Raw genomic sequence first — 26,964 nt, 5'->3', positions numbered from 1 at the left:
CACTCAGCGACATCGAGACGTACTTATGTGGCCGTCTCGATTATTCACTTTTCCTCGTGGTTAGAGTACTCGCGGCCAATCGGTAATGATCCTCAGGATGGGAAGGCTCGCCTTAATCGGCTGCCGCAAATTGGTGCTATGAGGCGCTGCGATGCTCTGTGGTGTGCTGGCGTTGTCTCCGGAGATCGCGTGACTTTGTCTTTCCAGAGTTAGATTCCGGACGTGTCGCAAGAAGAAACCGCCAGCGCCGCGTGGTCGGCGGGACGGTTGCCGATAGTGCACGGTCTGCGCCATGGGAGGATCAGCGGCGGTGCTTTGGCCAAAATCCTGTGTGCAGTGACCACGCGCAGGAGGCGTCGACGCACCCACGTCGGCACCATCACTTGAGGGATTGAAGAAGCCGAGCAAGCTCCAACGGGTCCACGCTACAATCTCCCGGGGCTGAACTGAGGGGAGCTGGACGTCGGGGTTCACGCCTGATACGCGGATTTCAAACCAACCGAGCTAATGACCGACCTCGGCGGCACCGATGTTTTGCGACTGACCGAGATGTTCCATCGGCAGTCGAGGACACTAGACGAATGAACGACGATTTATGCCTGCGTTGCCTGAGCTGCGGTGCAGCCTTGCTATTTCGCTCATACACACGTCGCGTACCCGTGATGGCATATTGGTGGTGTTCGTGCGGCGTCACGACCTTATGGTACGGAAACGCAAGCGACGAGGCCGAAGACTTTGACTTTTGATTTGCTACCGTTGAAAAAGAGGACCATTGGCACCTGACCCAAGCGAGTCGGTTGCAGGGTGGCGACTTCTTGCGAAGCGACAAATAATTCCCCACAACCTCTTCACTGGCTCAGGTCAAGGCCAAAGTTGGCGGCGTTTGTCGTCCTGACTTGACTCCCGGTCAGGACTTGTTATCCAACGGGGATGCAACCGCGAGAACGAGAAGTTCATTCAGTTGGGTCTGCATCGCAATAATCCCTGCAAGTCGCCGAGCCCTCTCCATGAACAATTCTCGATCCGGAGCTGTCAAAGTCTGATTCACGCCATACGCAAGCGATTTTGCGAGGATGGGGAAGCCACCGGCTGAATACTCCCAGACTGCGCGCGGGATTCCGCTCCAACCGCCCCCTGCAGATGAGTCCCACCAGACCGTTTCCGTTTTTGCGTCGTAAATTCCCCCGTATTGGCCCCGTACGCCTTCCCGTAGGATTGCAGCGTCGAAGCTGGTTGGGACACCGACGGACGCAAGGTCTGGCGCTAGGGGCCCCTGAGTCACATTTTTCACCCCAACGCTTAGATCAAGAAGGTCAGCGACGAGACGACCAGCCGTGGCTGTCTTTAAGAGGCCCTGTGCGTCGCTTGGAATCGGAACGACAGGAAAGTCGTCCGACTGTGCGGGTTGTAGATCGAGCCAGTCGGGGCTCGCAGAGATCGCGATGATCGCATAGAAGATGATGTCCCCAACCTCCGTGTCCGACCCTCGAATCCCAATCTCCCGTGCAGCTTTGATCCAGGAGTGGTCAATAGCAGTCTGAACACCTTTGAGCTCGCCGGCAGTCTCAACCTCTAGATCGAACGCATCCGAAGGTGCTGCACTCATTGCGGTCCCATAATCTATTAGCCTTGTAAAGACGCGAGCGTCTGGGTCCGTACTTGCGTAGGCAGGAACTGCCGACGTCACGATCGGTCGAGCTCCACCAGGGCGTCGCGCAATCTGGGCGCACGCGATCGCACGCTGTCCGTCCACGCCAACCCAGCTTTCGAACAGATCTCGACGCGCCTCATTGAGCAATTTCGATCTTGTTTCCCAATACATCCATCGTCGGGTCATCGGCCGGTATTCGAACTCAACGACGCGATCGCTCTCGAAAATGGCGTTTCTTTCGGCCAGAGCTGCTCGAACTTTAGCTGGCACATACCGCGAACGCTCAATAGCGAAAGCAGGATAATCTGACATCAGTTGCTCAGTGCTTGTGCCGCTAAAGTCGTAATATGCCTTCATCCGTACCGTTAGGGATTCTTTTGAAACGTCAAGCACAGCATCATCGCGTACCGGCTGTACCCCAGAAAAATGCCGGACGAAATACTCGTCTAATGCTGGTGCGTCAGAGGGCGCCTGTGACGTGAAGCGCCATCTGGCGGCGCGGCTGAGCTGTATTTCTTCGTAAGATTCGTCCGTCTTGAGAATGTCATCAGCGAAGGCTGAAAGCTGGTCGCGTTTTTGTGCGCCGCTACCGATAAGGTCCCGTCGCCTGGCTGTAAGAGCCGCTGTCCCGGATGTCCGGACTCCGGTCACAATCGCGGTGCCAACTCGAATCCCGCTCGCAGTGGCAGTCGTGAAGATGCTTCCGTCGTTCCCGAGCCGCTCATGAATATCACCATGTAGGTCGTCGACCATCACTTGGTCGAAAGCTGTCCTAACTGCATCTCGCATGATCGGGAAGGATCGGCCGCCGAGCCATCGTCGGTTGGTGATGAAACTAACAATTCCTCGCGTGGTGAGTTTCTCGACCTTGTAGACTGAGACACGCCAGAAGCGAACGTATAGATCACCCAACCGATGCTTACGAACGCCATATATGGAAAAGAGTCCCTCAATCCATGGCTTGAGTAGTTCCCTTTCCTCGGCAGTCTCAGCTGCTGAGAATCCTTCGTAGGGTGGATTTCCAATAATCGCTAGAACGGGCTCGACATTCTTGACTTCACGAGCATAGGCAATTTCGCCGGCAAGTGCTTCGATCGGGAATGCCGGAGGATTCCCCTCGGGTTGCCAGTTGATCAATGAATTGGTGAGATATATCCGTGCGCGTTCGCCATCTTGCAGAGGAACTCCCCAGGAGGCCAAAAGGTGGCTCACGTTGATGTGGGCGATGACGAAAGCGGCTGGGAGAATCTCAAAGCCGATCACGCGCGTTTTTGCGGCGTCGGCCGCCCGTTGCGACGCTACGATCTCCGGCTGTCCGCTGTCGAGGTGATGCTGACGGATTGCAGTCAGGATGTGCGTGAGATAAGTCCCTGTACCGCACGCGGGATCTAGTATGAGAGATTCGACACTGTCGGCTATTCCATCCGCAAGTCCGAAATCTGTCTTCAAGTGGTGGTGAACTCGCGCTACTTGGTACTCGGCCACAGCTTTCGGCGTGTACCAGACACCCAGTTCGCGTCGGAGATTTTCGTCGAATGCGGCGAGAAACGGTTCGTAGAAATACTCGATTGCTCCGCCATCGAACATCTTAGTGAATGCATCTCTATCAACCCACGACAGCATGCGCGCGGTGTCTTCTAGGATGGGAGGAAGGTTACACTTTTGCACGATGCGCGGTGTCAGAATTGTGTGAATCATATCGGCGTAAACTGGAAGCCGTAGCCGATACGCCGCACTTAGCCAATCGAAGTCGTCTGGAGTCTCATCTTCCAACCACGCCGCGAACAAGCCGTATACGACAGTTTGTACCGTAGTCGGAACGAGGATTTTCGCTTCGAGGTCCATTCCAAGCCCATCACGGAAGCTGGCACCGATCGCAGACAGCAACTCTTTGCTATCGCCGGCTGCATCTACAGTCTTCATCATTCGTCGACCGTGGTAAGCGAGCAGATCTGCGACCGCGCGCGGTCTCGTTATTGAGCCTCGTACTGTGGTCGAAGCGTCTAGCAATCCGAGGAGTCGAGCGACCGCTCCGTCTACCGGGCTAGCGAGCGGGCTGATTGGGTCTGTCAGAGTGATGAGGTCACGCAAACGGAGGGTATCTGAGGCTACGTCCAGTTCGGAGACGGCAAAGGACACAAGATTGGTGACCAGAATTCGGCCGCCACCGAATGACTTTGCATAACGTTTCGCTTGTGGTGAAATTGCGAGGGCCTCAATTGAGTGATCCCAGCCTTTGACCTCAATTGGTAGAACTAGAACGTTGCTTCTATTGTCGTAGAGAGCCACATCAGGAAAATCACCGTTGATTCCCCTCGGGCTTGGAAGTGAACTCCATCGCCTGCTTCCGACCGCTCCCAGCCCCGACAGAAGATTGTGAAGTGCGGGGTAATACGATGTTTCGGCGGTGCCGGCACCCGTGCTGTGGATGGCTCGCAGGCTGGCTAAGTAGTTATTTACTAGTTGAGTGCTCGTGTCGATGCCATTGGTCATGGGAGAGCCTTCCGTCGAGTCCTAGGAACGATATCGGACGTCCGGGTCCTGAGGGTGACATCCGCGGGAGGCCTTTCTGTCAGGGATCGAGGGTTGGTGGCGGGCGCCTGCATGCTCTCGCCGGAGCACCAGGCTGTTCGTGGAACACAACGGCTGGGGTCGGAGGGTAAAACGCCGCGTGTGCAGATCCGCAGGATCACGCTGCGTCGCAGCCGCTGTCGTTGTTCCGTCGGCGCTGCGATCTCTGCTCCGCGTCGCGGGCTCGGGCAGGAGTTCGAGATTCCCGGACGCAGTCCGACCGCGACATTCGGGACGGGCCGTGTCGGTCGTCCGCCCTACGCTGAAGACGCATCGGCGAAGGGGAGTGGCGTGAGCGACGAGACGGCACGGGCGGCGAGGCCGCAGCTCGGTCACTTCAGAACGGCCGACCGCGCGATCGCGCACCTCAGTGACACGCACTTCCTCGGGGAGGGTGCTCCGCTCTACGGACGGGTAGACACCGTCGCCCGGCTCGCGCAGGCCGTGGAACGGCTCGTCGAGCGCGGGGGAGCGCTCGACGCGATCGTCGTCACCGGCGACGTCGCCGACCGCGGAGAGGAGGACGCGTACCGCCGGGTCCGCGTCGCGCTCGATCCTCTGGGTGAGCGCTTCGGGTGCCCGATCGTCTGGGTGATGGGCAACCACGACGAGCGCCGCGCCTTCCGCAGCGTGCTCCTCGACGAGACGGGCGATGCCGTCACCCCCATCGACCAGGTCGTCGATCTCGGCGGACTCCGCCTCATCGCCCTCGACAGCGCCGTCCCCGGGTTCCACCACGGCGCGCTATCAGACGCTCAGCTCGAGACCCTCGCGGACATGCTCTCGACCCCGGCCCCGCTCGGCACGATCATCGCCCTGCACCACCCGCCGCTGCCGACTCCGCTCGGCGCGATGACGGTGCTCGAACTGCGCGGGATGGACCGGCTCGAGGAGGTCGTGCGGGGCACCGACGTGCGTGCGATCCTCGGCGGGCACCTGCACTACCCGACAGCGGCGACTTTCGCCGGTGTCCCCGTCTTCGTCGCCGGCGCGACCAGCTACACGATGGACCTCAGTGCCCCGGAGCGGGAGCTCCGCGGCATCGACGGCGCGCAGAGCTTCTCGCTCGTGCACGTCCATCCCGAGACCGTTGCGACGTCGCTCGTCCCGACCGCGATCGCTCCGATCGCGACCCGCTTCGGTACCGACCTGATCGAGAAGCTCGAGAGCCTGGACGAGCAGGGGCGCATCGACCTCTGGTCGCGGATGCCCGATGCCTGACGACTCGCTCGCCGGCGCGGTCGAGGACTTCCTCCGCTACGTGCTCGACGAGCGATCCCTCTCACCCGCGACCGCGAAGGGCTACCGGGGCGACCTCGCCAAGCTCGTCGAGTTCGCGAAGACCAAGAACACCGAACGTATGCACCAGCTCGACCTCGAACTGCTGCGGGACTGGCTGTGGCACGAGTCGCAGACAGGAGTCGCACGGGCGACGCTCGCGCGACGGACGGCCGCGGTGCGCTCCTTCTCGTCCTGGGCCCTCCGCTCCGAGCGACTCGCGACCGACGTTGCAGCGCGGCTTCGGACTCCGAAGGCCGGGCGATCCCTTCCCCGGGTGCTCACGCAGCCGCAGACCGAGCACGTCATCGACATCGTGTCGGCGCAGGGGGCGACCGACGATCCCGTCGCGATCCGCGACCTCGCGATCATCGAGCTGCTCTACGCCTCCGGGATCCGCGTCTCGGAGCTCGTCGCCATCGACACGGGAGATCTCGACCTCTCCCGGCTCACCGTCCTCGTCACCGGCAAGGGCTCGAAGCAGCGCGTCGTCCCCTTCGGCGTCCCCGCGAAGGAGGCGCTCGTCGCCTACCTCGAGAAGGCCCGCCCCGCTCTGGTCGCCGAGCGCACCGACGCGCTCCTCCTCGGTCGTCGCGGCGCCCGCCTCACACCGCGCACGGTCTACGGAGTCGTCGCGAGCCTCCTCGACGGGGGCCAGGGCTCCGGCCCCTCCGGCCCGCACACCCTGCGGCACACCGCCGCCACCCACCTCCTCGACGGCGGGGCCGACCTCCGCGCGGTCCAGGAGATGCTCGGCCACGCGAGCCTGGGCACCACGCAGATCTACACGCACGTCTCGACCGAGCGCATCCGCGAGGCCTACCGGCTCGCGCACCCGCGCGCCTGACGCGACATCGTCCATCGGCAGTAGCACCGCCCGCGGTATCCCGCCGAAGAAGCGCATCGGCGACACGTACTCCCCGTCCTCCCGGACGCCCAGGTGCACGCACGACCCGTCGCAGTGCCCGCCGGCGCCGACGACTCCGATCACGTCGCCCGCCGCAACGACCTGCCCCTTCGTCACGCTCGCCATGACCGGCTCCATGGTCGACACCAGCCCGTCGGCGTGCTCGATGCTCACCACCGGCCGGTCGACCACCGCCCCCGCGAACGACACCGTTCCCGCCGCCACCGCGACGACTTCAGCGCCGGGCGAGGCCGCGAGATCGATGCCGCGATGCCCCGCGGCGTACCGGTGCGCGGGCGCGGCCCAGGGCGCGATCACCGAGAAGCCCGCGACGGGCGGTGTCCAGAGCATCGGAGCGATCAGCGCGAGCACCAGGAACACGCCCGGGAGGAGGGAGGGAAGACGACTCATCCGACCACGGTGGCGAACGGCGCCTCGGCGCGGACGACCTGCGGCCCGACCGGGGGAGAAGCGGAGGAGAGCGGACAGTGTGGAGGAGCGCCGCAGAATCCTCCCGAGCACAACCCGTCTCGGTGGATTCCTAGCCGGGAGTAACGTGCCTGTGATCCGGAGCGGGGCGAGACCAGCGCACCCACCGGCGGCGAGAATCGGAGACGACCATGACCAGCGGACGATCTGACACCACCCCGAATCCCTCGGCGGCGAAACTGCGGAGGAAGGTGATCGGCCTCGCCATCGCGGCGGCGGTCGGCGGGTTCCTCTTCGGCTTCGACTCCTCTGTCGTGAACGGCGCGGTCGAGGCGGTGCAGGGCGAGTTCGAGCTGTCGGCCGCCCTGATCGGATTCGCGGTCGCCTCCGCGCTGCTCGGCTGTGCCCTCGGCGCCTACCTGGCGGGCCGCCTCGCCGACCGCTGGGGCCGCATCAAGGTGATGCTGCTCGGCGCCGTCCTCTTCCTCGTCTCCTCGATCGGCGCCGGCGCCGCCTTCGCCGTCTGGGACCTCGTGCTCTGGCGCGTGGTCGGCGGCCTCGGTATCGGCATCGCCTCGGTGATCGCGCCGACCTACATCTCCGAGATCGCCCCCAAGGCGATCCGCGGTGCCCTCGCCTCGCTCCAGCAGCTCGCGATCACGCTCGGCATCTTCGCCGCGCTGCTCTCGGACACCCTGATCGCGAACGGTGCCGACGGCGCCTCCGAGCCCTACTGGTTCGGCGTGGCCGCCTGGCGCTGGATGTTCATCGCCTGCGCCGTCCCCGCGATCATCTACGGTCTGCTCGCCCTCACCCTTCCCGAGTCGCCGCGCTACCTCGCGACCCGCGGCAAGAAGGAGGAGGCGCGCAAGGTGCTCGCGACCGTCACTCCGCGCGACGAGGTCGACGATGCGCTGAACGACATCCAGCAGAAGATCGACGAGGACGCCGAGAACGCGCAGAAGTCGAGCCTCCGCGGTCCCGCGCTGGGCCTGCTGCCCGTCGTCTGGGTCGGCATCCTGCTGTCGGTGTTCCAGCAGTTCGTCGGCATCAACGTGATCTTCTACTACTCCACCTCGCTCTGGAGCGCGGTCGGCTTCGACGAGTCGAACTCGTTCGCGATCTCTGTGTTCACCTCGGTCGTCAACGTCGTCGTCACGTTCGTCGCGATCTTCCTCGTCGACAAGGTGGGCCGGAAGCCGCTGCTGCTGGTCGGCTCCGCGGGCATGGCGATCTCGCTCGCCCTGATGGCTATCGCGTTCAGCCAGTCGACGATCAGTGGCGAAGACGTGAGCCTGCCCGGCGCCTGGGGCCCGATCGCGCTGGTCTCGGCCAACGCCTTCGTCGTGTTCTTCGGCGCGACCTGGGGACCGCTGGTCTGGGTGCTCCTCGGCGAGATCTTCCCGAACCGGATCCGCGCCGCGGCTCTCGGCCTGGCCGCCTCCGCGCAGTGGATCGCCAACTTCGCGATCACCGTGACGTTCCCGATCCTGTCGCAGGACGTCTCGCTCACTCTCGCCTACGGCCTCTACGCCACCTTCGCGGCGCTCTCGTTCGTCTTCGTCTTCATGTTCGTCCCCGAGACCAAGGGCCGCTCGCTGGAGGAGATGGACACGCTGCACATCCGCACCGTCATGAAGTCTGCGCGCAAGTAGCTCGCACCCGCGGCGGACCTCCGGCTCGCGGAATCACGTTCGGCTCGTCGGAATCCCGGATTCCCGCGAGCCGGACGTGTTTCTGCGAGCCGGACGTGTTCCTGCGAGCCGGAGCTGTCTCTGCGAGCCGGACACGCACACGGCGAGCGGTAGCTCGGCCCGATCCCGCGCGGGTGCTAAGATCTAGCCAGCACCTCGCTCGTCGGGGTGACTACGCGCGCCCATTCGGCCTCCGCTCCCCACGGTCCCTCCGCTCACTCGGACGGGCGGGAGCACGCCGGGCGCCAGGGTGACGTGCCGACCGGCCGTCACAGACAACCGAACGGGAGTTCGGCGCCGTCGTGCGCCCGAGCCCCGAGACAAGGAGAACGACTCATGGCAGTCGTCACCATGCGCCAGCTGCTCGACAGCGGCGTCCACTTCGGGCACCAGACCCGTCGCTGGAACCCGAAGATGAAGCGCTTCATCCTGACCGAGCGCTCGGGCAGCTACATCATCGACCTCCAGCAGTCGCTGGCCTACATCGACAAGAGCTACGACTTCGTGAAGGAGACGGTCGCCCACGGCGGCACCATCCTCTTCGTCGGCACCAAGAAGCAGGCGCAGAACGCGATCTCGGAGCAGGCGACCCGCGTCGGCCAGCCCTACGTCAACCAGCGCTGGCTCGGTGGTCTGCTGACCAACTTCCAGACCGTCTCCAAGCGCCTCGCGCGCATGAAGGAGCTCGAGGAGCTCGACTTCGACGACACCGCCAAGAGCGGGTTCACGAAGAAGGAACTCCTCATCAAGAAGCGCGAGCTCGACAAGCTGCACAAGTCGCTCGGCGGAATCCGCAACCTCTCGAAGACGCCGTCGGCCCTGTGGGTCGTCGACACCAAGAAGGAGCACCTCGCGATCGACGAGGCCAAGAAGCTGGGCATCCCGGTCATCGGCATCCTCGACACGAACTGCGACCCCGACGAGGTCCAGTACCCGATCCCGGGCAACGACGACGCGATCCGCTCGGTGAGCCTGCTCACCCGCATCATCGCCGACGCCGCAGCCGAGGGCCTCATCCAGCGTCACCAGAAGCCCGAGGCCGAGGGCAACGTCTCCGCCGTCGAGCCGCTCGCCGAGTGGGAGAAGGAGCTGCTCACGTCGGGCACCCCCGATGCCGCCGTCGAGGAGCCGAACGAGCAGGCCGGCGCGGAGACCGAGAAGGTCGCCGACGCCGAGGCCGAGACGATCGACGAGGCCGTCGCCGAGGCCGAGTCGCCCGCCGACGAGCTCGTCGTCGACGAGACCGTTGCCGACGAGGCCCCTGCCGAGTCGACCGACGCGCCCGCCGAGGCCTCGACCGACGAGACCGCCAAGGCCTGACACCACCTCCTGAGTCGGGGGTCGGACGTTCTGCGGATGCAGAACGTTCGGCCCCCGTTCGGTAGGAGCACGACATCCCCGTAACAGAATCGCTGGGGACCCGACGAGCCGAGACGGCGACCGGGGTCTTCAGAACACGAAGGAGTACGCAGAACTATGGCTACTTTCAGCCTCGCTGACGTCAAGACGCTGCGCGAGCAGCTCGGTACCGGAATGGTCGACACGAAGAACGCTCTCGTCGAGGCCGACGGCGACCTGGACAAGGCCGTCGAGATCCTCCGCCTCAAGGGCGCCAAGGGCAACGCGAAGCGCGCCGACCGCTCGACCAGCGAGGGCCTCGTCGCCGCCGCTGAGAACGGCGGAGTCGCGACCATGATCGAGCTCGCCTGCGAGACCGACTTCGTCGCCAAGGGCACGAAGTTCATCGCCCTCGCCGACGCCGTGCTCGCTGCGGTCGTCGCCGCCGGCTCGACCACCGTCGAGGAGGCCCTCGCGGCCCCCGCCGGCGGCAAGACCGTCGCCGACATCATCAACGACGAGGCCGCCATCCTCGGCGAGAAGGTGGAGCTCCGCCGCGTCGCCACCGTGACCGGCGAGCACTTCGCCGTCTACCTGCACAAGACCAACAAGGACCTGCCCCCGCAGGTCGGCGTGGTCGTGGGCTACTCGGGGCACGACGCCGAGACCGCGCGCTCCGTGGCGCAGCACATCTCGTTCGCCAACCCGACGTACCTGTCGCGCGAGGACGTCCCGACCGCCGAGGTCGACAACGAGCGCCGCATCGTCGAGGAGATCTCGCGCGGCGAGGGCAAGCCCGAGGCAGCCCTTCCGAAGATCATCGAGGGACGCGTCAACGCGTACTTCAAGCAGGTCGCGCTGCTCGACCAGGACTACGCGAAGGACAACAAGCTGTCCGTCGCCAAGGTCCTGAGCGACGCGGGTCTGACCGTCTCGGGCTTCGCCCGTTTCAAGGTCGGCGCCTAAGACACACGAGGGGAGTCCGGGTCGTTCAGTCGACCCGGACTCCCTTCGCTCTGCCCGGGGTCGGGTGCCCCGGGGCTGGTCGCGGGTGCGTCCCGCGCGGGATAGATTTGTACGGGTCTACGGGAGGAAACGTCCATGACGCAGACGGATGCGATGACGACGGGCAAGCGCCGCAGGGTGCTTCTGAAGCTGTCGGGGGAGGCGTTCGGTGCAGGCACGCTCGGCGTGAATCCCGATGTCATCAGCGCTCTCGCGCGGGAGATCGCGGATGCGGCCACCGAGGTCGAGATCTCGGTCGTCGTCGGCGGAGGCAACTTCTTCCGCGGAGCAGAGCTGTCGCAGCGCGGCATGGACCGCGGGCGCGCCGACTACATGGGCATGCTGGGCACCGTGATGAACGCCCTCGCACTGCAGGACTTCCTCGAGCAGGCCGGAGCGGAGACGCGGGTGCAGTCGGCGATCGCGATGACGCAGGTCGCCGAGCCCTACATCCCCCGCCGCGCGATCCGCCACATGGAGAAGGGCCGCGTCGTCATCTTCGGCGCCGGTGCCGGACTGCCGTACTTCTCGACCGACACGGTCGCCGCGCAGCGCGCTCTCGAGACGCACGCCGACGTCGTCCTCGTCGCGAAGAACGGCGTCGACGGTGTCTACGACGCCGACCCGCGGACGAACCCCGACGCCAAGAAGCTCGACACCCTCACCTACCAGGAGGCGCTCCAGCGGGGTCTCAAGGTCGTCGACTCGACCGCCTTCAGCCTCTGCATGGACAACGGCATGCCGATGCAGGTCTTCGGGATGGAGCCCGCTGGCAACGTCGCCAAGGCCATCCGCGGGGCCCAGCTCGGCACCCTCGTCTCGAACTAGACTGACCACTTCCCTCTTTACTAAGGAGCCCCCTGTGATCTCGGATGTACTGGCCGACGCGAAGACCAAGATGGGCAAGGCCGTCGAGGTCGCCAAGGAGGACTTCTCGTCCGTGCGCACCGGCCGGGCGAACCCCGGCATGTTCCAGAAGGTGCTGGTGAGCTACTACGGCACGCCGACTCCGCTGTCGCAGCTCGCGTCGATGCAGAACCAGGAGGCGCGCACGCTCCTCGTCACGCCCTACGACAAGGGCTCGCTGCGCGACATCGAGCAGGCCATCCGGGACATGCCGAACCTCGGCGCGAATCCCACCAATGACGGCACGCTCATCCGCGTCACCCTCCCCGAGCTGACGACCGAGCGCCGCAAGGAGTTCGTGAAGGTCGTCCGCACCAAGGCGGAGGACGCGAAGATCGCCGTCCGCAACATCCGCCGCAAGGCGAAGGACGACCTCGACGCACTGAAGGGCGACATCGGCGACGACGAGCTCTCGCGCGGTGAGAAGGAGCTCGAGGCGCTCACGAAGCAGCACGTCGACGCGATCGACGAGGCGCTCAAGCGCAAGGAATCCGAACTCCTCGAGGTGTAGTCGGCCGTGGCAGAGCACCCCGTGGAACCCGAAGGCGGCGAGGAGCCACTCGGTCCGCACGTCCCGGGAGCCCGGGGGTCGCGGATGGTCACGCGCGACGCCCTGCGTGCGCGTGCCCAGCAGGGCCGTGCCGATGTCGAGCGGCAGCTCGAGGCGACGAGGGCGCAGCTCGAGGCGACGAACGACCGTCTGACGGCGCGCTCCGGGCGCAACCTCGTCTCTGCGACGCTCATCGGCCTCGCCGGTGTCGGCGTGATGCTCGTCAGCCTCCTCGTGATCAAAGAGCTCTTCATGGTGCTCGCCGGGGTGCTCGTGCTGTTCGCCGCGCTGGAGCTCTCCATCGCGCTGCGCCACGCCGGTCGCGACATCCCGCGCATCCCCACCGGGATCGTGGCGGTCGTGGCGGTGCCCGCCGCGTATTACGGGGGCATCTCCGGCGGGTTCCTCGCGGTCCTCCTGGGCTCGATCTTCATCGCCCTGTGGCGCCTGGGCGAGCAGCTCGTCAAGCACACCTCGTCGACGCGGAAGGATCTGCTGCTCGACCTCGGTCTCGGTGCCTTCGTGCAGGCCTACGTCACGTTCCTCGGCGCGTTCGCGATCCGCCTCGTCGCCGAGCCGGGCGGTCAGCTCTGGGCGCTGTCGTTCCTCGTCCTCGCGATCGTGGTCGACACCGGCGCGTACGCGAGCGGCCTCACCTGGGGCAAGCACCCGATGGCCCCGCGCATCAGCCCGAAGAAGACCTGGGAGGGCTTCGCCGGCGCCGGCATCGCAGGAGTGGTGGCGGGCGTGCTGCTCGCCGTCCTGCTGCTCGACCAGCCGTGGTGGGTGGGCGCGATCTTCGGTGCGGTGATCCTCCTGACGGCGACGCTCGGCGATCTCGCCGAGTCGCTCATCAAGCGCGACATCGGGATCAAGGACATGAGCACGTGGCTGCCGGGGCACGGCGGCCTGCTGGACCGGCTCGACTCGATCCTCCCGTCGGCAGCAGCGGCCTACGTGCTGTACTTCGTCTTCGCGCACTGAGCCAGCGGGCAGGGCCCTGGCCGAGCGCGCCGCTGTCGGCCGCGGGCCGCGGCTCTTGGCAGAATGACGGGATGGACGCTCCCTTCCCCTACGCGCGCGAGTCCCGGCCCGGCTACGACACCGCCGAGGTCGACTCGTTCCTGGCCTCGGCTCGGGAGGCGTACGCGCAGCTCTCCGGCGGACCCGCCGATCTGCGGGCCGCCGACCTCCGCCACACGGCGTTCTCGCTCAAGAAGGGGGGCTACTCCGCGCCCCACGTCGACGCGGCGCTCGAGCGCCTCGAGGATGCGTTCGCGCTCCGGGAGCGCCAGTTCGCCATCGCCGAGAAGGGCGAGGAGCAGTGGCTGCGGGAGGCGCGCGGTACCGCGCAGGAGATCGTCAACCGCCTCGCCCGGCCCGCCCGCGAGCGCTTCGATCATGCCGGCGTGCTCACCACCGGCTACAACATCCGGCAGGTCGACGCCTTCGCCGACCGCATCTCCGGCTACTTCCGAGACGGCTCCGTCCTCACCGTCGACGACGTCCGCACAGTCTCGTTCGCCCCGCAGCGCGGCGGGTACTCGGAGCCGCAGGTCGACCTCGTGCTCGACACCGTGGTCGACGTGATGCTGGCGGTCCGCTGACGCGCGCGTCGATAGCCTGGCCGATCAGGCTTTAGTCCGTTATGCTTTCGTGATCGTGGCTATGCATCAAGAACGTTCCGTCTCCCAGGCACCGGTCTCGCGGCACTCGACCGCAGCACCGACCGCCGCGAAGCGGGCCACCGTTCGCCGGTCCAGGACCCGCATCCCCCTCGCATTCCTCGCTTTCGCGGCGTCGATCGGGTTCGTGATGGTCAGCGTCGTCGATCCCTCCAGCGGAGCGGTCGCCTCGCCGTACTACCAGGCACCCGCCCGGTTCGACGGTGATCCCGCGCAGCGTCTGGTCGTCGCCGGTGCCGTCGAGCGGACCGTCGAGCGCGACACCTTCGACGCTCAGGCGAAGCCCACGCCGACCCCGACTCCGACGCCCACCCCCACTGAGACGGCCGAGGCCGTCCAGGAGGAGGACGTGTCGGAGGAGGTCGCAGCACCCGTCGCGCGTGCCGCCGCTCCCGACCCCGGCTCGGCCAAGGCGATCGCGTACGACATGATCGTGCAGCGCGGCTGGGCGGACAGCGAATACGACTGCCTCGTCCTGCTCTGGAACCGCGAATCCGGCTGGAACGTCTACGCCGAGAACAAGTCCAGCGGTGCCTACGGCATCCCGCAGGCTCTTCCCGGGAACAAGATGGCGAGTGCGGGCGGCGATTGGGCGACCAGCGCGAGCACGCAGATCACCTGGGGTCTCGGCTACATCTCGGGCCGCTACGGATCCCCGTGCGGCGCCTGGGCGCACTCCGAGAGCGTCGGCTGGTACTGATCCGCCTGCGGTAGCGCGGTCGGGCGACACTCGGCGCTGACCGCCTCGCTACCCTGGTGCCGTGGATTACGCGCTGCTCGGGATCGCCGGGATCATCACCGTCGTCACGGTCGCGCGGTTCTCGAGCCGGCTCGGAATCGCGGCTCCGCTGATCCTCGTGGTCGTCGGGATCGGCGCCTCCTATCTGCCGGGCGTCCCCGAGATCGAGGTCGAGCCCGAGCTGATCCTCGCGGGGGTGCTGCCGCCGCTGCTCTACTCGGCGGCGATCCAGGTCCCGCTGACCGACTTCCGCCGCAACCTCCGCTCGATCTTCGGGCTGTCGGTGCTGCTCGTGTTCGTCACCGCGCTCGTCGTCGGCCTCTTCCTCTACATCGTCCTGCCCGACCTCAGCCTCCCGGCGGCCATCGCCCTGGGTGCGGTCGTGAGCCCCACGGATGCGGTCGCCGCGACCTCGATCGGGAAGAAGCTCGGCCTGCCTCCGCGCCTCGTGACCGTGCTCGAGGGCGAGAGCCTCGTGAACGACGCGTCCGCACTGGTGCTCCTGCGCGCCGCGACGGCCGCGGCCGCGGTGGTGGGCTCCTCCGTCACCTCCGATGCCATCGACATCGGCGAGGTCGGGGTGCTCTTCGTCTACTCCGTGCTGATGGCGATCGCCCTCGGGCTGGTCATGGGCGTGCTGACGGTCTTCATCCGCTCGAAGCTGAGCGACCCCGTGCTCGACACCGCGGTCTCGTTCGCGGTGCCGTTCCTCGCCTACATCCCCGCTGAGGAGCTCGGCGCATCGGGTGTGCTCGCGGTCGTGGTCACCGGTATCTACACCGGCCACAACAGCGCCCGCTTCCTGAGCCCGCAGTCGCGACTCAGCGAGCGGATCAACTGGCGGACGGCGCAGTTCCTCCTCGAGAACGGGGTGTTCCTCCTGATGGGCGCCGAGATCAAGGCGATCATCGGCGAGGTGAAGGGCGGGCTCGGCGCCGACACCGCCGTGTACCTCGGTCTGGCGACGGTGGTCATCCTGATCGTGCTGCGGACGCTCTTCGTCTGGCCGCTGCTGCTCTGGCTGCGCGGTTCCGGGCGGCGGGCGGAGCGCATCAACCGGCGGTTGAAGGTCGGCGTGATGCGGCTGCGCAACAGCGCCACGAGCGATGAGCGGTTCAGGAGGCGCCAGCAGCGGGCCGAGAAGCTCTACCAGCGCCGGGAGACGGACCTGGCGGCGACGACGAGCGAGGCGTTCGGCTGGCGGGGCGGCGTGATCCTGTCGTGGTCCGGGATGCGCGGCGTGGTCACGCTCGCGGCGGCGCAGTCCCTTCCCGCGGAGACGCCCTACCGCTCGCAGCTGATCCTGATCGCTTTCACGGTCGCGGTGGTCACCCTCCTGCTGCAGGGAGCGACCCTCCCGGCGCTGATCCGGCTGACCGGCATCCAGGGGAGCGACGGCGATGCCGATCGCCGTGAGCTCGCCACGCTCCTCGACGAGGTGGCCTCCACCGGCATCCAGGCGCTCCCGGAGGCGGTGGACGAGCTCCCCGAGGGCACAGTCGCCCCGCGCGTGCTCGAGCGGGTCCGCCGCGACACCCTCACCCGGTCGCAGGTGGCCTGGGAGCAGGTGGAGCGGAACGCCGATGCGCCGCTCGGGCCGCACGGGCAGTACCTGCACCTGCGGCGTGCGGTCCTGCTCGCCGAGCGCGAGGCGCTCCTGGAGGCGCGGACCCGCGGCGTCTACTCGTCGCGCATCCTCCGTCGCGCCCAGCTGATGCTCGACGCCGAGGAGACGCGGCTCGAGATGGACGACAGCTCGCACTGACCCGGGAGGCCCTCCGAGCGCCTCCTAGACTGGTGCGATGCCGCGCAGCAACAGACCCCGGGGGAGCAGGCGCGACGACGACGGCGACGAGCAGCGCGATCTCTCGCAGATGCTCGCGGGCTGGCGTCGCACCGAAACGCGCCGCGGACGCGAATGGAACGTGCAGCCCGTCTCGGCTGCCCGCGCCGTCAAGAACTACCTCTGCCCGGGCTGCGGCCAGACGATCGACATCGGGATGGCCCACCTCGTGATCTGGCGCGCCGACGGAGCGCTCGGCGACGCGGCCGACCTCGCGGGACGCCGACACTGGCACACCCACTGCTGGAGAATCGAAGGAGCCCGATGACGACCGAGATCCGCGGCGGAGTGATGCTGCCCGCCAGGCGCGAGGACATCGAGCTGCAGACGGCCGACGGGCTGACCCTGGTGGGCGAGCTGGCTCTACCGCTCGACCGCGAGCCGGTCGCGACTCTCGTCACCCTGCATCCGCTGCCCACGCACGGCGGCTTCATGGACTCGCACATCCTTCGGAAGGCCGCGGCGCGGCTGCCGGCTCTCGCCGATCTCGCCGTGCTGCGGTTCAACACCCGCGGCACCCACTCGCCCCGCGGTACGAGTGGGGGCGAGTTCGGTCACGGGAACACCGAGCGCGCCGACGTCGCTGCGGCGATGAGCTTCGTGGCCGAGCGCGGACTACCGCATCCGTGGCTCGTCGGCTGGTCGTTCGGCACCGAGCTCGCCCTCAAGTGGGGGAGGGAGCATCCGATCGACGGGGCGATCCTCCTCTCGCCGCCACTGCACCGCGCGTCGGCCGACGAGGTGGCGGCCTGGGCCGAGGACGGCAGGCCGCTGGTCGCGCTGATCCCCGAGCTCGACGACTACCTGCGCCCTCCGGAGGCAGCCGAGCGCTTCGCCTCGGTGCCGCAGCTCGAGCTCGTGGCCGTCGAGGGCGGCAAGCACCTGTGGGTCGGCGAGGCACAGACACGGCGGGTGCTCGACGAGATCGTGCGCGTCGTGGCCCCCGCCTCCTCGCCGCTGCCGACGGAGTGGCCGGGCGCGACGGCCTGATCCGGCCGTGAAGGAGGCCCGGCCCGTCGACGGGATCGACGGACCGGGCCTCCGACGTCCTCAGTCCTTCGAGTCGTCGGAGTCCTCGGAGTCCTTCGAGCCGTCCTCGGACATCCCGTCGATGTGGCCGATCAGGCCGCGCAGGCCCGTGACGTAGCCCGCGATGGCGTCGCGCTCGGTGCGGATCTCGTCGAGTCGCCCCTCCGCCGACGAGACCAGCTCGCGGGTGCGGCGCTCGGCGTCGGCCACGATCTGCTGCGCCCGCTCGCGCGCCTCGTCGAGCATCCGGTCCGACTCGTCCTGCGCGTCGCGGCGCAGGCGCGTGGTCTCGTCGAGTGCGTCGCTGCGCAGCTCGTCGGCCTCGAGCCGCTTGTCGTTGGCGCGGCGGATGGCGTCGGCGAGCTGCAGGTTCGACTCGTCGAGGTACCGCTGGGTCTGGGCGACCGCCTCCTGGTGGCGCACGAGGTAGTCGCGGTCGGCCTCCTCGCGGCGGGCGGCGAGCTCGACGACCAGATCGATGCGGGCCTGCTCGACGTCGCGCGAGAGGGCGGCGGCCTCGTCGTGCGCGGCGGCGCGGAGTCCCGCGAGCTCGGCGTCGAGCAGCGCCACGGCGTCCGCGCGCTCCTGGACGAGGCGGGTGCGCTGGTCGGCGAGCTCGCGCGCGGCATCGGCTCGCCCGCCCGCCAGCTCGGCGTCGAGATCGGCCCGGGCCGTCAGGATCTCGGCCTCGACGGCGGAGCGGGCGTCGGCGACCTCGGCGGCGACGGCGGCCCGCAGGCGGTCGACCTCGGAGGCGACCTCGGCGCGCAGGAGCTCGGTGCTCTGCGTCAGGCGGGCGGCCTCGGCGCGCGCCACCTCGACCTCGCGGGCGGCGACCGCGCGCATCTCGGCGGCCTCGCGCTCCGCCTCCGACCGGATCGCCGCGGCCTCGCGTTTGGCGGTCGCACGGGTCTCGGCGGCCTCGGTGGCCACGGTGCCGCGGATCGCGGCGGCCTCGCGGACGGCGTCCTGCGTCATGACGTCGCGGTCGTCCGCCGCCTTGCCGAGCGTGGCCGCGGCCTGCGCCTCGGACTCGTTGCGCGTGCGGTCGGCCCGGCGGCGCGCCTCCGTGATCAGGCGCTCGGCCTCGTCGCGCGCCTCCTGGACGATGCGGTCGCCGTCGTCGCGGGTCGAGCGGCGCAGCGCCGACGCGTCGTTCTCGGCCTGGGCGATCAGCCGGTCCGACTGCTCCTCGGCGACCCGGAGGGTGTGCTCGAGCTTGGCGCCGAGACCCGCATAGGTCGGCGTGCCGACCTGCTGCAGCTCCTTCTCGAGGCCGTCGATGCGGGAGGAGAGCCGCCTGACCTCGCGGCCGCTCTCGGCGGCCTGCGTGTTCGCGTGGATCAGCTCGCGCCGCAGACCCTGGATGGCCTTGTCGACCTCGTCCCGGTCGTAGCCACGGAACACCTGGGTGAATTCGGCCTCGTCGCTTGCCACGTCGTCTCCTCCGCACATCAGATCCGCGACGGGGCCGCGGCACTCCGGGAAGTTTAGTCAGCGGTGGCCTCCCGGCCCGGGGCGACACCCCACCGGTCGCGCGCCGGGGGTCGCTCACGGGCATCTCCTGGGTTCGTCGAAGGCCATCGGCTACTCTGGACTGTCTTTGTCTGTTGCCGTCGAGCCGCGGGCCGGCCGCGTCACCCTGGCCGGCCGAGGTCGCCCCCCTGATCGGGCAACACAGGAGGAGTTCTTTCGTGCGGTTCGTCTTCGCCATCATCGCCACGGTCATCGCTGCGGCGCTGATCGCCCTCGGCATCGGTCAGCGGACCGTCTGGGCGCCTCCGGAGTCGCTCACCGCCGAGACCGCGCTCGAGTCGGGCGCACCCTACGCGGTCATCGACGGCAGCACGCTCGACGCGAACCCGGGTCGGCAGACGATCACCGTCGAGGGCGACGGCGACCTGGTCCTGGCCTACGCGCGGACCACCGACGTGCTCGGCTGGGTGGGCGGATCCGACTACGAGGCGATCGGCTACCGCGCCGAGCCCGCCGCTCTGACGGCCTCGGAGGAGACAGGGACAGCCCTGGAGCTGGCGTCCGATGTCGCCACGGCGGATGCCGCCGTCCTCGACCCGCGCGGCTCCGACCTCTGGCTCGAGCAGTTCGAGGGAACGGGCAGCATCACCGTCGCGCTCGACGTCCCCGAGGACGTCTCGATCCTGATCGCCACCGACGGCACGGCCCCCGCGGCGAGAGACATCCGCGTCAGCTGGCCGGTCGACACCGCTACGCCGCTCGCCGGTCCGCTGCTGCTCGGCGGCGCGTTCCTCCTGCTCGTCGGGCTCGTCCTCTACATCTGGGCGTTCCTGCACCTGCGGCGCCAGCACGGTCCGCGACGCAAGGGTCCGCAGGGCAAGGTCCCGCGTGGTGCCCGTCGGCCGCGCGCCCGCGCCGGCATCCAGGCGTCGATCGCCTCGCCCCGACCCTCGCGCCGCCGTGGGCTGCTCGTGCTGCCGATCGTGGTCGGCACGAGCGTCCTGCTCGCGGGCTGCAGCTCCGATTACTGGCCCGATCTCGCCGCCGGCGCCACCGAGACGCCGACGCCGTCGGCCACGTCGACCGCCGAGCCCGCCGCCGAGGTCGCGACCCCGGTCGTCACGACCCAGCAGGCGGAGGCGATCGTCGCCTCGGTCTCGGCCGTCGCGGCGGCCGCCGACGAGGCGCACGACGCCACCGCCCTCGCCGAGCGCTTCCAGGGCGAGGCCCTCACCGAGCGGACGACCAACTACGAGGTCGTCGTCAAGGGCGGCACGATCGACCCACCGCAGTCGATCCCCGCGACGCCCGTCAGTCTCGTCCTCCCTCAGGACACGCAGTCGTGGCCCCGCCTCGTCACCGCGGTCGTGCAGAACTCGGCAGACAGCACCCAGGCGCCCATCGCGCTGATGATGAGCCAGGCCAGCCCGCGTGTCGACTACAAGGTCGACTACGCCATCTCGCTCGAGGCCAACGCGCGGATCCCCGATGTCGCTCCCGTCACGGTCGGCACCTCGATCGTCGCTCCCGACTCGAAGCTGATGAAGCTCGCTCCGGAGTCGGTGGGCTCGGCCTACGCCGACATCCTCGCCAACGGCGATGCGAGCACGTACGCCGAGACGTTCGCGGCCGACGGGGACACCCTGCGCGGCCAGGTCGGCATCGACAAGAAGAACGCCGACCGAGCCGCCCTGCCGGACACGGCCTCGATCGAGTTCTCGAACAAGGCCGGCACCTCGCCCACGATCGCCCTCGCGACGAACGACTCGGGAGCCCTCGTGGCCGCGAGCATCGCCGAGGTGTCGACCGTGAAGCCCACCGCCGAGGGCTCGACCGTCTCGACCTCCGGTGCCTCGCAGATCCTGCTCGGCACCGACAAGTCGACGACCGGCATCGAGACCACCTACGGATACCAGTTGCTGTTCTACGTACCGCCCGTCGGATCAGAGGAGAAGATCGTCATGCTCGGATGGAGTCAAGGACTCGTCTCGGTGGTGCAGCTGCCGTGAGCACCCTCCCGCCCCTGCCCGGAAACCTCCGCGGCGCCGTCGACCTGTCCACCCTCGTGAACCGGCGCCCGGCTCCGGCTCCGACCGCGCCGGCCGCCGCCGGTGACGCACCGGCCGGGCCCCCGCCCACCGCGAATCCGCTGCTGCTCACCGCCGGGGACGCCGAGTTCGACCAGGTCGTCCAGCTCTCCTCGCGGGTTCCCGTGATCGTCGACCTCCGCGGGTCGTGGTCGGAGCAGAGCACGAGCATGACCGCGCTGCTCGAGCGTGTGATCGTCTCGTACGCCGGTGCCTTCGTGCTCGTCGGAGTCGACGTCGAGTCGAGCCCGCAGCTCGCTCAGGCCTTCCAGGTGCAGTCGGTGCCGACGATCGCCGCCATCCTCGGCGGACGCCCGGTCCCGCTGTTCAGCGGCCTGGTGGCCGAGGAGCAGCTGCGCGATCTGCTCGAGCAGGTCCTGCAGCTCGCCGCGCAGAACGGCGTCACGGGCACGGTCCCGGTCGACGGGTCCGCCGCCGAGGCGGGGGAGCCCGAGCCGGCTCCGCTGCCCCCGCACCACCAGGAGGCGTACGACGCCATCGATCGCGGCGACTACGCCGCGGCGATCACCGAGTACGAGACCGCCATCGCGCAGAACCCGCGCGACGATCTGGCCGTCGCCGGTCTCGCGCAGGTCCGGCTGCTGTCGCGGCTGCAGGGCCGCACCCTCGACGAGGTGCGCTCCACGGCCGCGGCCGAGCCGTCGAACCTCGACGCGCAGCTCGCCGTCGCCGATCTCGACGTCTCGGGCGGACACGTCGAGGACGCCTTCGACCGCCTCCTGTCGATCTTCCCCCGGCTCGATGCCGAGGGGAAGGCGGCGACCCGTGCACGCCTCCTCGAGCTGTTCGAGATCGTCGGCACCACCGACCCCCGCGTCAACAAGGCCCGCGCCCGCCTCACCGGCCTCCTGTACTGAGTTGGTCGGCAGGGTGAGCGGCGAGCGCTCACCCTGCCGCGGTCGGCTTTACGAGGAGTTGCGTTTCCGAGAGCGGGTCGCGGTCGGCTCGTGAGAAACGCTGGAACGCGTTTCTCACTTCCGCCTACAAGAGAACCCCCTCCGCAATGGTCTGCGGAGGGGGTTCTGTCATTCGCGGCGAGGGAACTCCGAACCGTTGAGGGAGCCCGGGGCTACGGGTCGTCTCGACGGTCCGGGGTTCCCTCGGGCGTCAGTCGGTGGGGCGGAGGTAGAGCACCCCGAGCGGGGGCAGGATCAGCTCGGCCGAGGCCGGGCGGCCGGCCCACGGCTCGTCGCGTGCCTCGACCGCACCGAAGTTGCCCACACCCGAACCACCGTAGATCTCGGCGTCGGTGTTGACGAGCTCCTCCCAGCGGCCGGCCTGCGGCAGACCGATCCGGTAGCCGTGCACCGGCGATCCCGAGAAGTTGGCGACGATCGCGACGGAGCGGCCCTCGCGGTCGCGGCGGAGGAACGAGATCACGTTCGGCGCCGCGGCACCGCCGTCGATCCACTCGAAGCCGGCCTGGTCGTTGTCGAGCTCCCAGAGCGAGGTCGACTCGCGGTAGACGCGGTTCAGCTCACCGACGAGGCTCCAGAGCCCCTTGTGACTCGGCTGATCGAGGATCCACCAGTCGAGTCCGCGCTCCTCGCTCCACTCCGAGTACTGCCCGAACTCCTGCCCCATGAAGAGCAGCTGCTTGCCGGGGTGAGCCCACATGAAGGCCAGGTAGGCGCGCACGTTCGCGAGCTGCTGCCAGTGGTCGCCGGGCATCTTGTTGATCAGCGAGCCCTTGCCGTGCACGACCTCGTCGTGGCTGATCGGCAGCACGAAGTTCTCGCTGAACGCGTAGACGAACGAGAAGGTCAGCTCGCCGAGGTGGTACTGGCGCCACAGCGGATCGTTCGCCATGTAGTCGAGCGAGTCGTGCATCCAGCCCATGTTCCACTTGAGCCCGAAGCCGAGCCCGCCCGAGACCGTGGGCTGCGTGACGCCCGGCCAGCTCGTCGACTCCTCGGCGATCATCATGATGCCGGGGTAGAGCTTGTAGGCGGTGGCGTTCACCTCCTGCAGGAAGCTGATGGCCTCGAGGTGCTCGCGTCCGCCGTGCTCGTTCGGCAGCCACTCGCCCTCCTTGCGCGAGTAGTCGAGGTAGAGCATCGAGGCGACGGCGTCCACGCGCAGGGCGTCGACGTGGAACTCCTCGAGCCAGAACAGCGCGTTCGCGACGAGGAAGTTGCGGACCTGCGTGTGACCGAAGTCGAAGACGTAGGTGCCCCAGTCCATCTGCTCGCCGCGGCGCCAGTCGGGGTGCTCGTAGAGGGGCTCGCCGTCGAATCGGGCGAGGGCGAAGTCGTCCTTGGGGAAGTGCCCGGGAACCCAGTCGACGATCACGCCGATGCCGGCCTGGTGCAGTCGGTCGATCAGGTACTTGAGGTCGTCGGCGGTGCCGAAGCGGCTCGAGGCGGCGAAGTAGCCGGTCACCTGGTAGCCCCACGAGCCTCCGAACGGGTGCTCGGCGAGCGGCATGAACTCGACGTGGGTGAAGCCGAGCGCGGTGATGTACTCGATCAGCGGATCGGCGACGTCGCGGTAGCCGAGTCCCGGCTTCCACGAGCCGAGGTGCATCTCGTACACGCTCATCGGCTGGGTGTGCGGGTCCGTCGCCGCGCGCTTCTCCATCCAGGCGGAGTCGCTCCAGTGGTGGTGCGAGACCGGGATGCGCGAGGCGGTCGCGGGCGGCACCTCGGTGGCGCGGGCCATCGGGTCGGCCTTGCGGACCCAGCGGCCGTCGCGCGAGAGCAGGTCGAACTTGTAGGAGGCGCCGGGCTCGAGCCCGGGCACGAAGATCTCCCACACGCCCGTGACGCCGAGGTTGCGGAGCGCGTGCCCCTCGCCGCTCCACTCGTTGAAGTCGCCGACGACGCGGACGGCCTGCGCGTGCGGCGCCCAGACCGAGAACGAGGTGCCCCAGACTCCCTCGTGCTCGCGGTGCCGCGCGCCGAGCGCCTCCCAGAGACGCTCGTGGCGACCCTCGCCGATCAGGTAGAGGTCGAAGTCGCCTACCGTCTTCGAGAAGCGGTAGGGATCCTCCGCGGTCCACGAGTCGCCGTCGCCGTAGCTCGCCTCGACGGTGTAGGCCTGCGGGCCGAGGATGTGGAAGCCCTGCCAGATGCCGTCGTGCAGGTGGCTCAGCTCGATGCGTGCGCCGGTCGAGAGCACGGCCACGACGCGGTCGGCGAGCGGGCGGCGCACGCGCACGACGGTGACCTCGTCGGAGACGCCGGAGGCCGAGACGACGTGCTGGCCGAGGACGGCGTGGGGGAGCGCGTTGCTGCCGGTGGCGATCTGCTGCAGGATCCACTCCGGGATGTCGGGCAGGTCGATCGCGGAGGAGCCGTCGACCGGACCGGAGGCCTCGGCGGGAGTGTCGGCATCGCCGGGGGAGGCTGTCCCGTCCGCGGCGCTGTCGTCATCGACCGGGGTCGCGGCGAGGTCGTCCTCCACGCTCGCGACGTCGGAAGCGTCGGAGGTCGGCGACTCGTGCGCCGCGGTCGCCGCGTGACGCGCCGTCGCCCCCGTGGTCGTGGCAGCGCTCGTGCCGGTGGTCACGACCGTCTCGACGCGCGGGGTCAGTCCCGCGGCCTCGGCGGCGCTCGTTCCGTCGTTCTCGGGAACCGTGTCGCTCATCGTCCGTCCGCCTTCACGCTCAGGATGTGCACGGGCTCGACGAAGGAGTCGAGCCGCACGTAGTTGTCGCTGCCCCAGGTCCAGACCGCGCCGGTGATCAGGTCCTCGACCTCGAAGGTCGCGCCCCAGTCGAGCCCGAGAGCGGGCAGGTCGAGGTGCACGGTCGTCTCCCGCGCCGAGTGCGGATCGGTGTTCGCGACCACGAGGATCGTGTCGGCCGAGCCCGTACCCGTGAAGGCGCGCTCGAGGTGCTTGGAGTAGACGAGGATCGCGTCGTCGTCGCTGCCGTGCACGAGCAGGTTGCGAAGCTGACGGAGGGCGGGGTGCGCCCGTCGGATCTCGTTGAGGCGCGTGATGTAGGGGGCGATCGAGCGGCCGGACGCCTCCGCCTCGGCCCAGTCGCGCACCTTGTACTGGAACTTCTCGTTGTCGATGTTCTCCTCGGCGCCGGGGCGCGCGACGTTCTCGATCAGCTCGAAGCCGGAGTAGACGCCCCACAGCGGCGAGGCCGTCGACGCGAGCGCGGCACGCACCTTGTAGGCGGACGGACCGCCGTACTGCAGGTACTCGGTGAGGATGTCGGGGGTGTTCACGAAGAGGTTCGGCCGCATGTAGTCGGCCGTCTCCTGCGAGATGCTGGTGAAGAACTCGGTGAGCTCCTCCTTGGTGTTGCGCCAGGTGAAGTACGAGTACGACTGCTGGAAGCCCACCTTGCCGAGCGCGCGCATGATCGCCGGGCGGGTGAACGCCTCGGCGAGGAACACGACCTCGGGGTGCTTCGCGTTGACCTCGTGGATGACCCACTCCCAGAAGTCGAGCGGCTTGGTGTGCGGATTGTCGACGCGGAAGATCGTGACACCGAGCGAGATCCAGTACTCCAGGATCCGCAGCGACTCCTGCCGGATGCCGGCGGGGTCGTTGTCGAAGTTGATCGGGTAGATGTCCTGGTACTTCTTCGGCGGGTTCTCGGCGTAGGCGATCGTCCCGTCGGGGAGGGTCGTGAACCACTCCGGGTGGCTCGTCACCCAGGGGTGGTCGGGCGAGGCCTGCAGGGCGAAGTCGAGTGCGAGCTCGAGTCCGGCGTCGGTGACGGCCTCGTGGAACGCGCGGAAGTCGTCGACGGTGCCCAGGTCGGGGTGGATGGCGTCGTGGCCGCCGTCGCTCGAGCCGATCGCCCAGGGCGAGCCGGGGTCGGTCTCGGAGGCGTTCAGCGTGTTGTTCGGTCCCTTGCGGAACGTGCGGCCGATCGGGTGGATCGGCGGCAGGTAGAGGACATCGAAGCCCATCTCGGCGACCGCCGGGACACGCAGGGCCGCCGTGCGGAAGGAACCGCTCGTGACGGAGCCGTCCTCGTTCGCGACAGCACCCTCCGAGCGCGGGAAGAATTCGTACCAGGCGCCGACACCGGCGCGGGTGCGCTCCACGTGCACGACGCGGGGCGCCGAGACGCTCGCGAGGCTCATCACGGGGCGAGCGTCCAGGGCTCCGTGCACCGCGGCGTCGGTGGCCGCGTCGAGTCGCTCCTCCGGCGTCAGTGCGGCGTCGGCCACGCGGGAGGCGGCCTCGGTCAGCAGGGTGCGCTCGGCTCCGGGGCGCTCCTCGTCGTCCGCGGCTTCGCGGAGGAGCCCAACGCCGAGTGCGAAGGTCACGTCGAGGTCGAGGCCGGCCGGGATCTTGACCTCGGCGGTGTGCAGCCAGGTCGCCCAGTCGTCGGCGAAGGCGCGGATCCGGTAGGTCCAGTCGCCCTCGGCGTCGAGGAGCACGAGACGGCCGTACCGGTCGGTGCCGGTCGCGAGCAGCGACATCCGGTGCTCGCTCTCGACGCCCTCGGGCGAGGTGAGCAGGAGGTCGACGCCGATGAGGTCGTGGCCCTCGCGGAACGCGGTGGCCGCGAACGGGACGACCTCGCCGACGAAGGCTTTGGCCGGCCAGCGGTCGTCCTCGAGCCGGGGCTGGGGGTCGATGATCGGGATGCGCTCGGCGCGGACCTCGTAGCCGCTGCCCGTCGGCGGGGCGGGCGGCGCCGTCTCGGGGGTGGAGAGAGCATCCGCGGCCGGCGGTGCCGCCGCGGCCGCCTCCTCGGGGGCATCGGCCGCTTCGACAGGCGTCGTCACCTCCTCCGGCGCGGTCTTCCCGCGTCCTCCTCGTCGTGCGTCCTTGCCGTGCG

The 26,964-nt window shown here is 68.3% G+C and carries 19 protein-coding genes and 1 pseudogene; 15 read left to right on the top strand and 5 right to left on the bottom strand.

What is annotated here, in order from left to right; all coding sequences use genetic code 11:
- Positions 1 to 907 precede the first annotated feature (907 nt).
- A complete protein-coding gene (locus tag ASG06_RS20050) occupies positions 908 to 4,144 on the bottom strand; it encodes a type ISP restriction/modification enzyme (RefSeq protein ID WP_156466004.1) in 3,237 nt (1,078 codons plus the stop codon).
- A gap of 369 nt (positions 4,145 to 4,513) precedes the next feature.
- Here ASG06_RS20050 and ASG06_RS15250 point away from each other — a divergent pair, with 369 nt between their 5' ends.
- Both ASG06_RS15250 and ASG06_RS15245 read left to right on the top strand, forming a co-directional pair.
- A complete protein-coding gene (locus tag ASG06_RS15250) occupies positions 4,514 to 5,443 on the top strand; it encodes a phosphodiesterase (RefSeq protein ID WP_231727775.1) in 930 nt (309 codons plus the stop codon).
- A complete protein-coding gene (locus tag ASG06_RS15245; protein ID WP_056044093.1) occupies positions 5,436 to 6,347 on the top strand; it encodes a tyrosine recombinase XerC in 912 nt (303 codons plus the stop codon). Before ASG06_RS15250 ends, ASG06_RS15245 begins: the two co-directional genes overlap by 8 nt.
- A gap of 69 nt (positions 6,348 to 6,416) precedes the next feature.
- On the opposite strand, the pseudogene ASG06_RS19635 reads toward ASG06_RS15245, so the two are convergent.
- Positions 6,417 to 6,758 (bottom strand): annotated as a pseudogene (locus ASG06_RS19635) (murein hydrolase activator EnvC family protein); the annotation flags it as partial.
- A gap of 269 nt (positions 6,759 to 7,027) precedes the next feature.
- On the opposite strand from ASG06_RS19635, the gene ASG06_RS15240 reads away from it, so the two are divergent.
- From ASG06_RS15240 to ASG06_RS15190, 11 genes are all read left to right on the top strand, one after another.
- The gene (locus ASG06_RS15240; protein ID WP_056044091.1) at positions 7,028 to 8,491 is read left to right on the top strand and encodes a sugar porter family MFS transporter; all 1,464 of its coding nucleotides are present in this window, start codon (positions 7,028 to 7,030) and stop codon (positions 8,489 to 8,491) included.
- A gap of 375 nt (positions 8,492 to 8,866) precedes the next feature.
- The gene (gene rpsB / locus ASG06_RS15235) at positions 8,867 to 9,850 is read left to right on the top strand and encodes a 30S ribosomal protein S2 (protein ID WP_056044089.1); all 984 of its coding nucleotides are present in this window, start codon (positions 8,867 to 8,869) and stop codon (positions 9,848 to 9,850) included.
- Between the two features lie 156 nt (positions 9,851 to 10,006).
- Complete coding sequence (gene tsf, locus ASG06_RS15230; protein ID WP_056044088.1) at positions 10,007 to 10,834, top strand: translation elongation factor Ts; 828 nt, start codon at positions 10,007 to 10,009, stop codon at positions 10,832 to 10,834.
- A gap of 153 nt (positions 10,835 to 10,987) precedes the next feature.
- The gene (pyrH, locus tag ASG06_RS15225; protein WP_056044605.1) at positions 10,988 to 11,701 is read left to right on the top strand and encodes a UMP kinase; all 714 of its coding nucleotides are present in this window, start codon (positions 10,988 to 10,990) and stop codon (positions 11,699 to 11,701) included.
- A gap of 34 nt (positions 11,702 to 11,735) precedes the next feature.
- Positions 11,736 to 12,290: a ribosome recycling factor gene (gene frr, locus ASG06_RS15220; RefSeq protein WP_056044085.1), complete on the top strand. Its 555-nt coding sequence runs from the start codon at positions 11,736 to 11,738 to the stop codon at positions 12,288 to 12,290.
- Between the two features lie 84 nt (positions 12,291 to 12,374).
- Entirely contained in the window at positions 12,375 to 13,313 is a 939-nt protein-coding gene (locus tag ASG06_RS15215; protein ID WP_082499287.1) for a phosphatidate cytidylyltransferase, read from the top strand.
- 71 nt (positions 13,314 to 13,384) lie between these two features.
- Positions 13,385 to 13,936, top strand: coding sequence for a DivIVA domain-containing protein (locus tag ASG06_RS15210; RefSeq protein ID WP_056044082.1), 552 nt, complete (start codon positions 13,385 to 13,387; stop codon positions 13,934 to 13,936).
- Between the two features lie 61 nt (positions 13,937 to 13,997).
- Positions 13,998 to 14,714, top strand: a complete 717-nt coding sequence (locus ASG06_RS20520; protein ID WP_082499286.1) for a lytic transglycosylase domain-containing protein — start codon at positions 13,998 to 14,000, stop codon at positions 14,712 to 14,714.
- A gap of 61 nt (positions 14,715 to 14,775) precedes the next feature.
- Positions 14,776 to 16,518 carry a cation:proton antiporter gene (locus ASG06_RS15200; protein WP_056044077.1) on the top strand — a complete coding sequence of 581 codons (1,743 nt, stop codon included), beginning with the start codon at positions 14,776 to 14,778 and terminating at the stop codon, positions 16,516 to 16,518.
- A 37-nt stretch (positions 16,519 to 16,555) separates the two neighbouring features.
- On the top strand, positions 16,556 to 16,864 hold the full coding sequence (locus ASG06_RS15195) for a hypothetical protein (RefSeq protein WP_056044075.1): 309 nt from the start codon (positions 16,556 to 16,558) through the stop codon (positions 16,862 to 16,864).
- Positions 16,861 to 17,586, top strand: a complete 726-nt coding sequence (locus ASG06_RS15190) for an alpha/beta hydrolase (protein WP_056044071.1) — start codon at positions 16,861 to 16,863, stop codon at positions 17,584 to 17,586. The genes ASG06_RS15195 and ASG06_RS15190 overlap by 4 nt, the downstream gene beginning before the upstream one ends.
- Before the next feature lie 60 nt (positions 17,587 to 17,646).
- On the opposite strand, the gene ASG06_RS15185 is transcribed toward ASG06_RS15190, so the two are convergent.
- Positions 17,647 to 19,062: a DivIVA domain-containing protein gene (locus tag ASG06_RS15185; protein WP_056044069.1), complete on the bottom strand. Its 1,416-nt coding sequence runs from the start codon at positions 19,060 to 19,062 to the stop codon at positions 17,647 to 17,649.
- A gap of 257 nt (positions 19,063 to 19,319) precedes the next feature.
- Between ASG06_RS15185 and ASG06_RS15180 the strand changes: the two genes are divergently transcribed.
- Both ASG06_RS15180 and ASG06_RS15175 read left to right on the top strand, forming a co-directional pair.
- A complete protein-coding gene (locus ASG06_RS15180; protein ID WP_056044067.1) occupies positions 19,320 to 21,110 on the top strand; it encodes a hypothetical protein in 1,791 nt (596 codons plus the stop codon).
- Positions 21,107 to 22,066, top strand: coding sequence for a tetratricopeptide repeat protein (locus ASG06_RS15175; protein ID WP_056044051.1), 960 nt, complete (start codon positions 21,107 to 21,109; stop codon positions 22,064 to 22,066). The genes ASG06_RS15180 and ASG06_RS15175 overlap by 4 nt, the downstream gene beginning before the upstream one ends.
- A gap of 250 nt (positions 22,067 to 22,316) precedes the next feature.
- Here the strand turns inward: ASG06_RS15175 and glgB are convergent, their stop codons facing one another.
- Positions 22,317 to 24,797, bottom strand: a complete 2,481-nt coding sequence (gene glgB, locus ASG06_RS15170) for a 1,4-alpha-glucan branching protein GlgB (protein ID WP_082499285.1) — start codon at positions 24,795 to 24,797, stop codon at positions 22,317 to 22,319.
- On the bottom strand, positions 24,794 to 26,911 hold the full coding sequence (locus tag ASG06_RS15165; RefSeq protein WP_442965615.1) for an alpha-1,4-glucan--maltose-1-phosphate maltosyltransferase: 2,118 nt from the start codon (positions 26,909 to 26,911) through the stop codon (positions 24,794 to 24,796). Before ASG06_RS15165 ends, glgB begins: the two co-directional genes overlap by 4 nt.
- Positions 26,912 to 26,964 lie beyond the last annotated feature (53 nt).

Origin of the sequence: Rathayibacter sp. Leaf185 (genome assembly GCF_001423885.1) — a bacterium.
Classification (GTDB): domain Bacteria; phylum Actinomycetota; class Actinomycetes; order Actinomycetales; family Microbacteriaceae; genus Rathayibacter.
Note: the sequence above shows the minus strand (reverse complement) of the source record. Positions and strands in the feature narration are given on the sequence as shown.

Bases quoted from the DNA above. Each gene is read 5' to 3' on its own strand.
- rpsB (WP_056044089.1), top strand. From the start codon at position 8,867: ATGGCAGTCGTCACCATGCGCCAGCTGCTCGACAGCGGCGTCCACTTC.
- ASG06_RS15210 (WP_056044082.1), top strand. From the start codon at position 13,385: ATGGACGCTCCCTTCCCCTACGCGCGCGAGTCCCGGCCCGGCTACGAC.
- ASG06_RS15240 (WP_056044091.1), top strand. From the start codon at position 7,028: ATGACCAGCGGACGATCTGACACCACCCCGAATCCCTCGGCGGCGAAA.
- ASG06_RS20520 (WP_082499286.1), top strand. From the start codon at position 13,998: ATGCATCAAGAACGTTCCGTCTCCCAGGCACCGGTCTCGCGGCACTCG.
- tsf (WP_056044088.1), top strand. From the start codon at position 10,007: ATGGCTACTTTCAGCCTCGCTGACGTCAAGACGCTGCGCGAGCAGCTC.
- ASG06_RS15190 (WP_056044071.1), top strand. From the start codon at position 16,861: ATGACGACCGAGATCCGCGGCGGAGTGATGCTGCCCGCCAGGCGCGAG.
- pyrH (WP_056044605.1), top strand. From the start codon at position 10,988: ATGACGACGGGCAAGCGCCGCAGGGTGCTTCTGAAGCTGTCGGGGGAG.
- ASG06_RS15215 (WP_082499287.1), top strand. From the start codon at position 12,375: ATGGTCACGCGCGACGCCCTGCGTGCGCGTGCCCAGCAGGGCCGTGCC.
- ASG06_RS15245 (WP_056044093.1), top strand. From the start codon at position 5,436: ATGCCTGACGACTCGCTCGCCGGCGCGGTCGAGGACTTCCTCCGCTAC.
- ASG06_RS15195 (WP_056044075.1), top strand. From the start codon at position 16,556: ATGCCGCGCAGCAACAGACCCCGGGGGAGCAGGCGCGACGACGACGGC.
- glgB (WP_082499285.1), bottom strand. From the start codon at position 24,797: ATGAGCGACACGGTTCCCGAGAACGACGGAACGAGCGCCGCCGAGGCC.
- ASG06_RS20050 (WP_156466004.1), bottom strand. From the start codon at position 4,144: ATGACCAATGGCATCGACACGAGCACTCAACTAGTAAATAACTACTTA.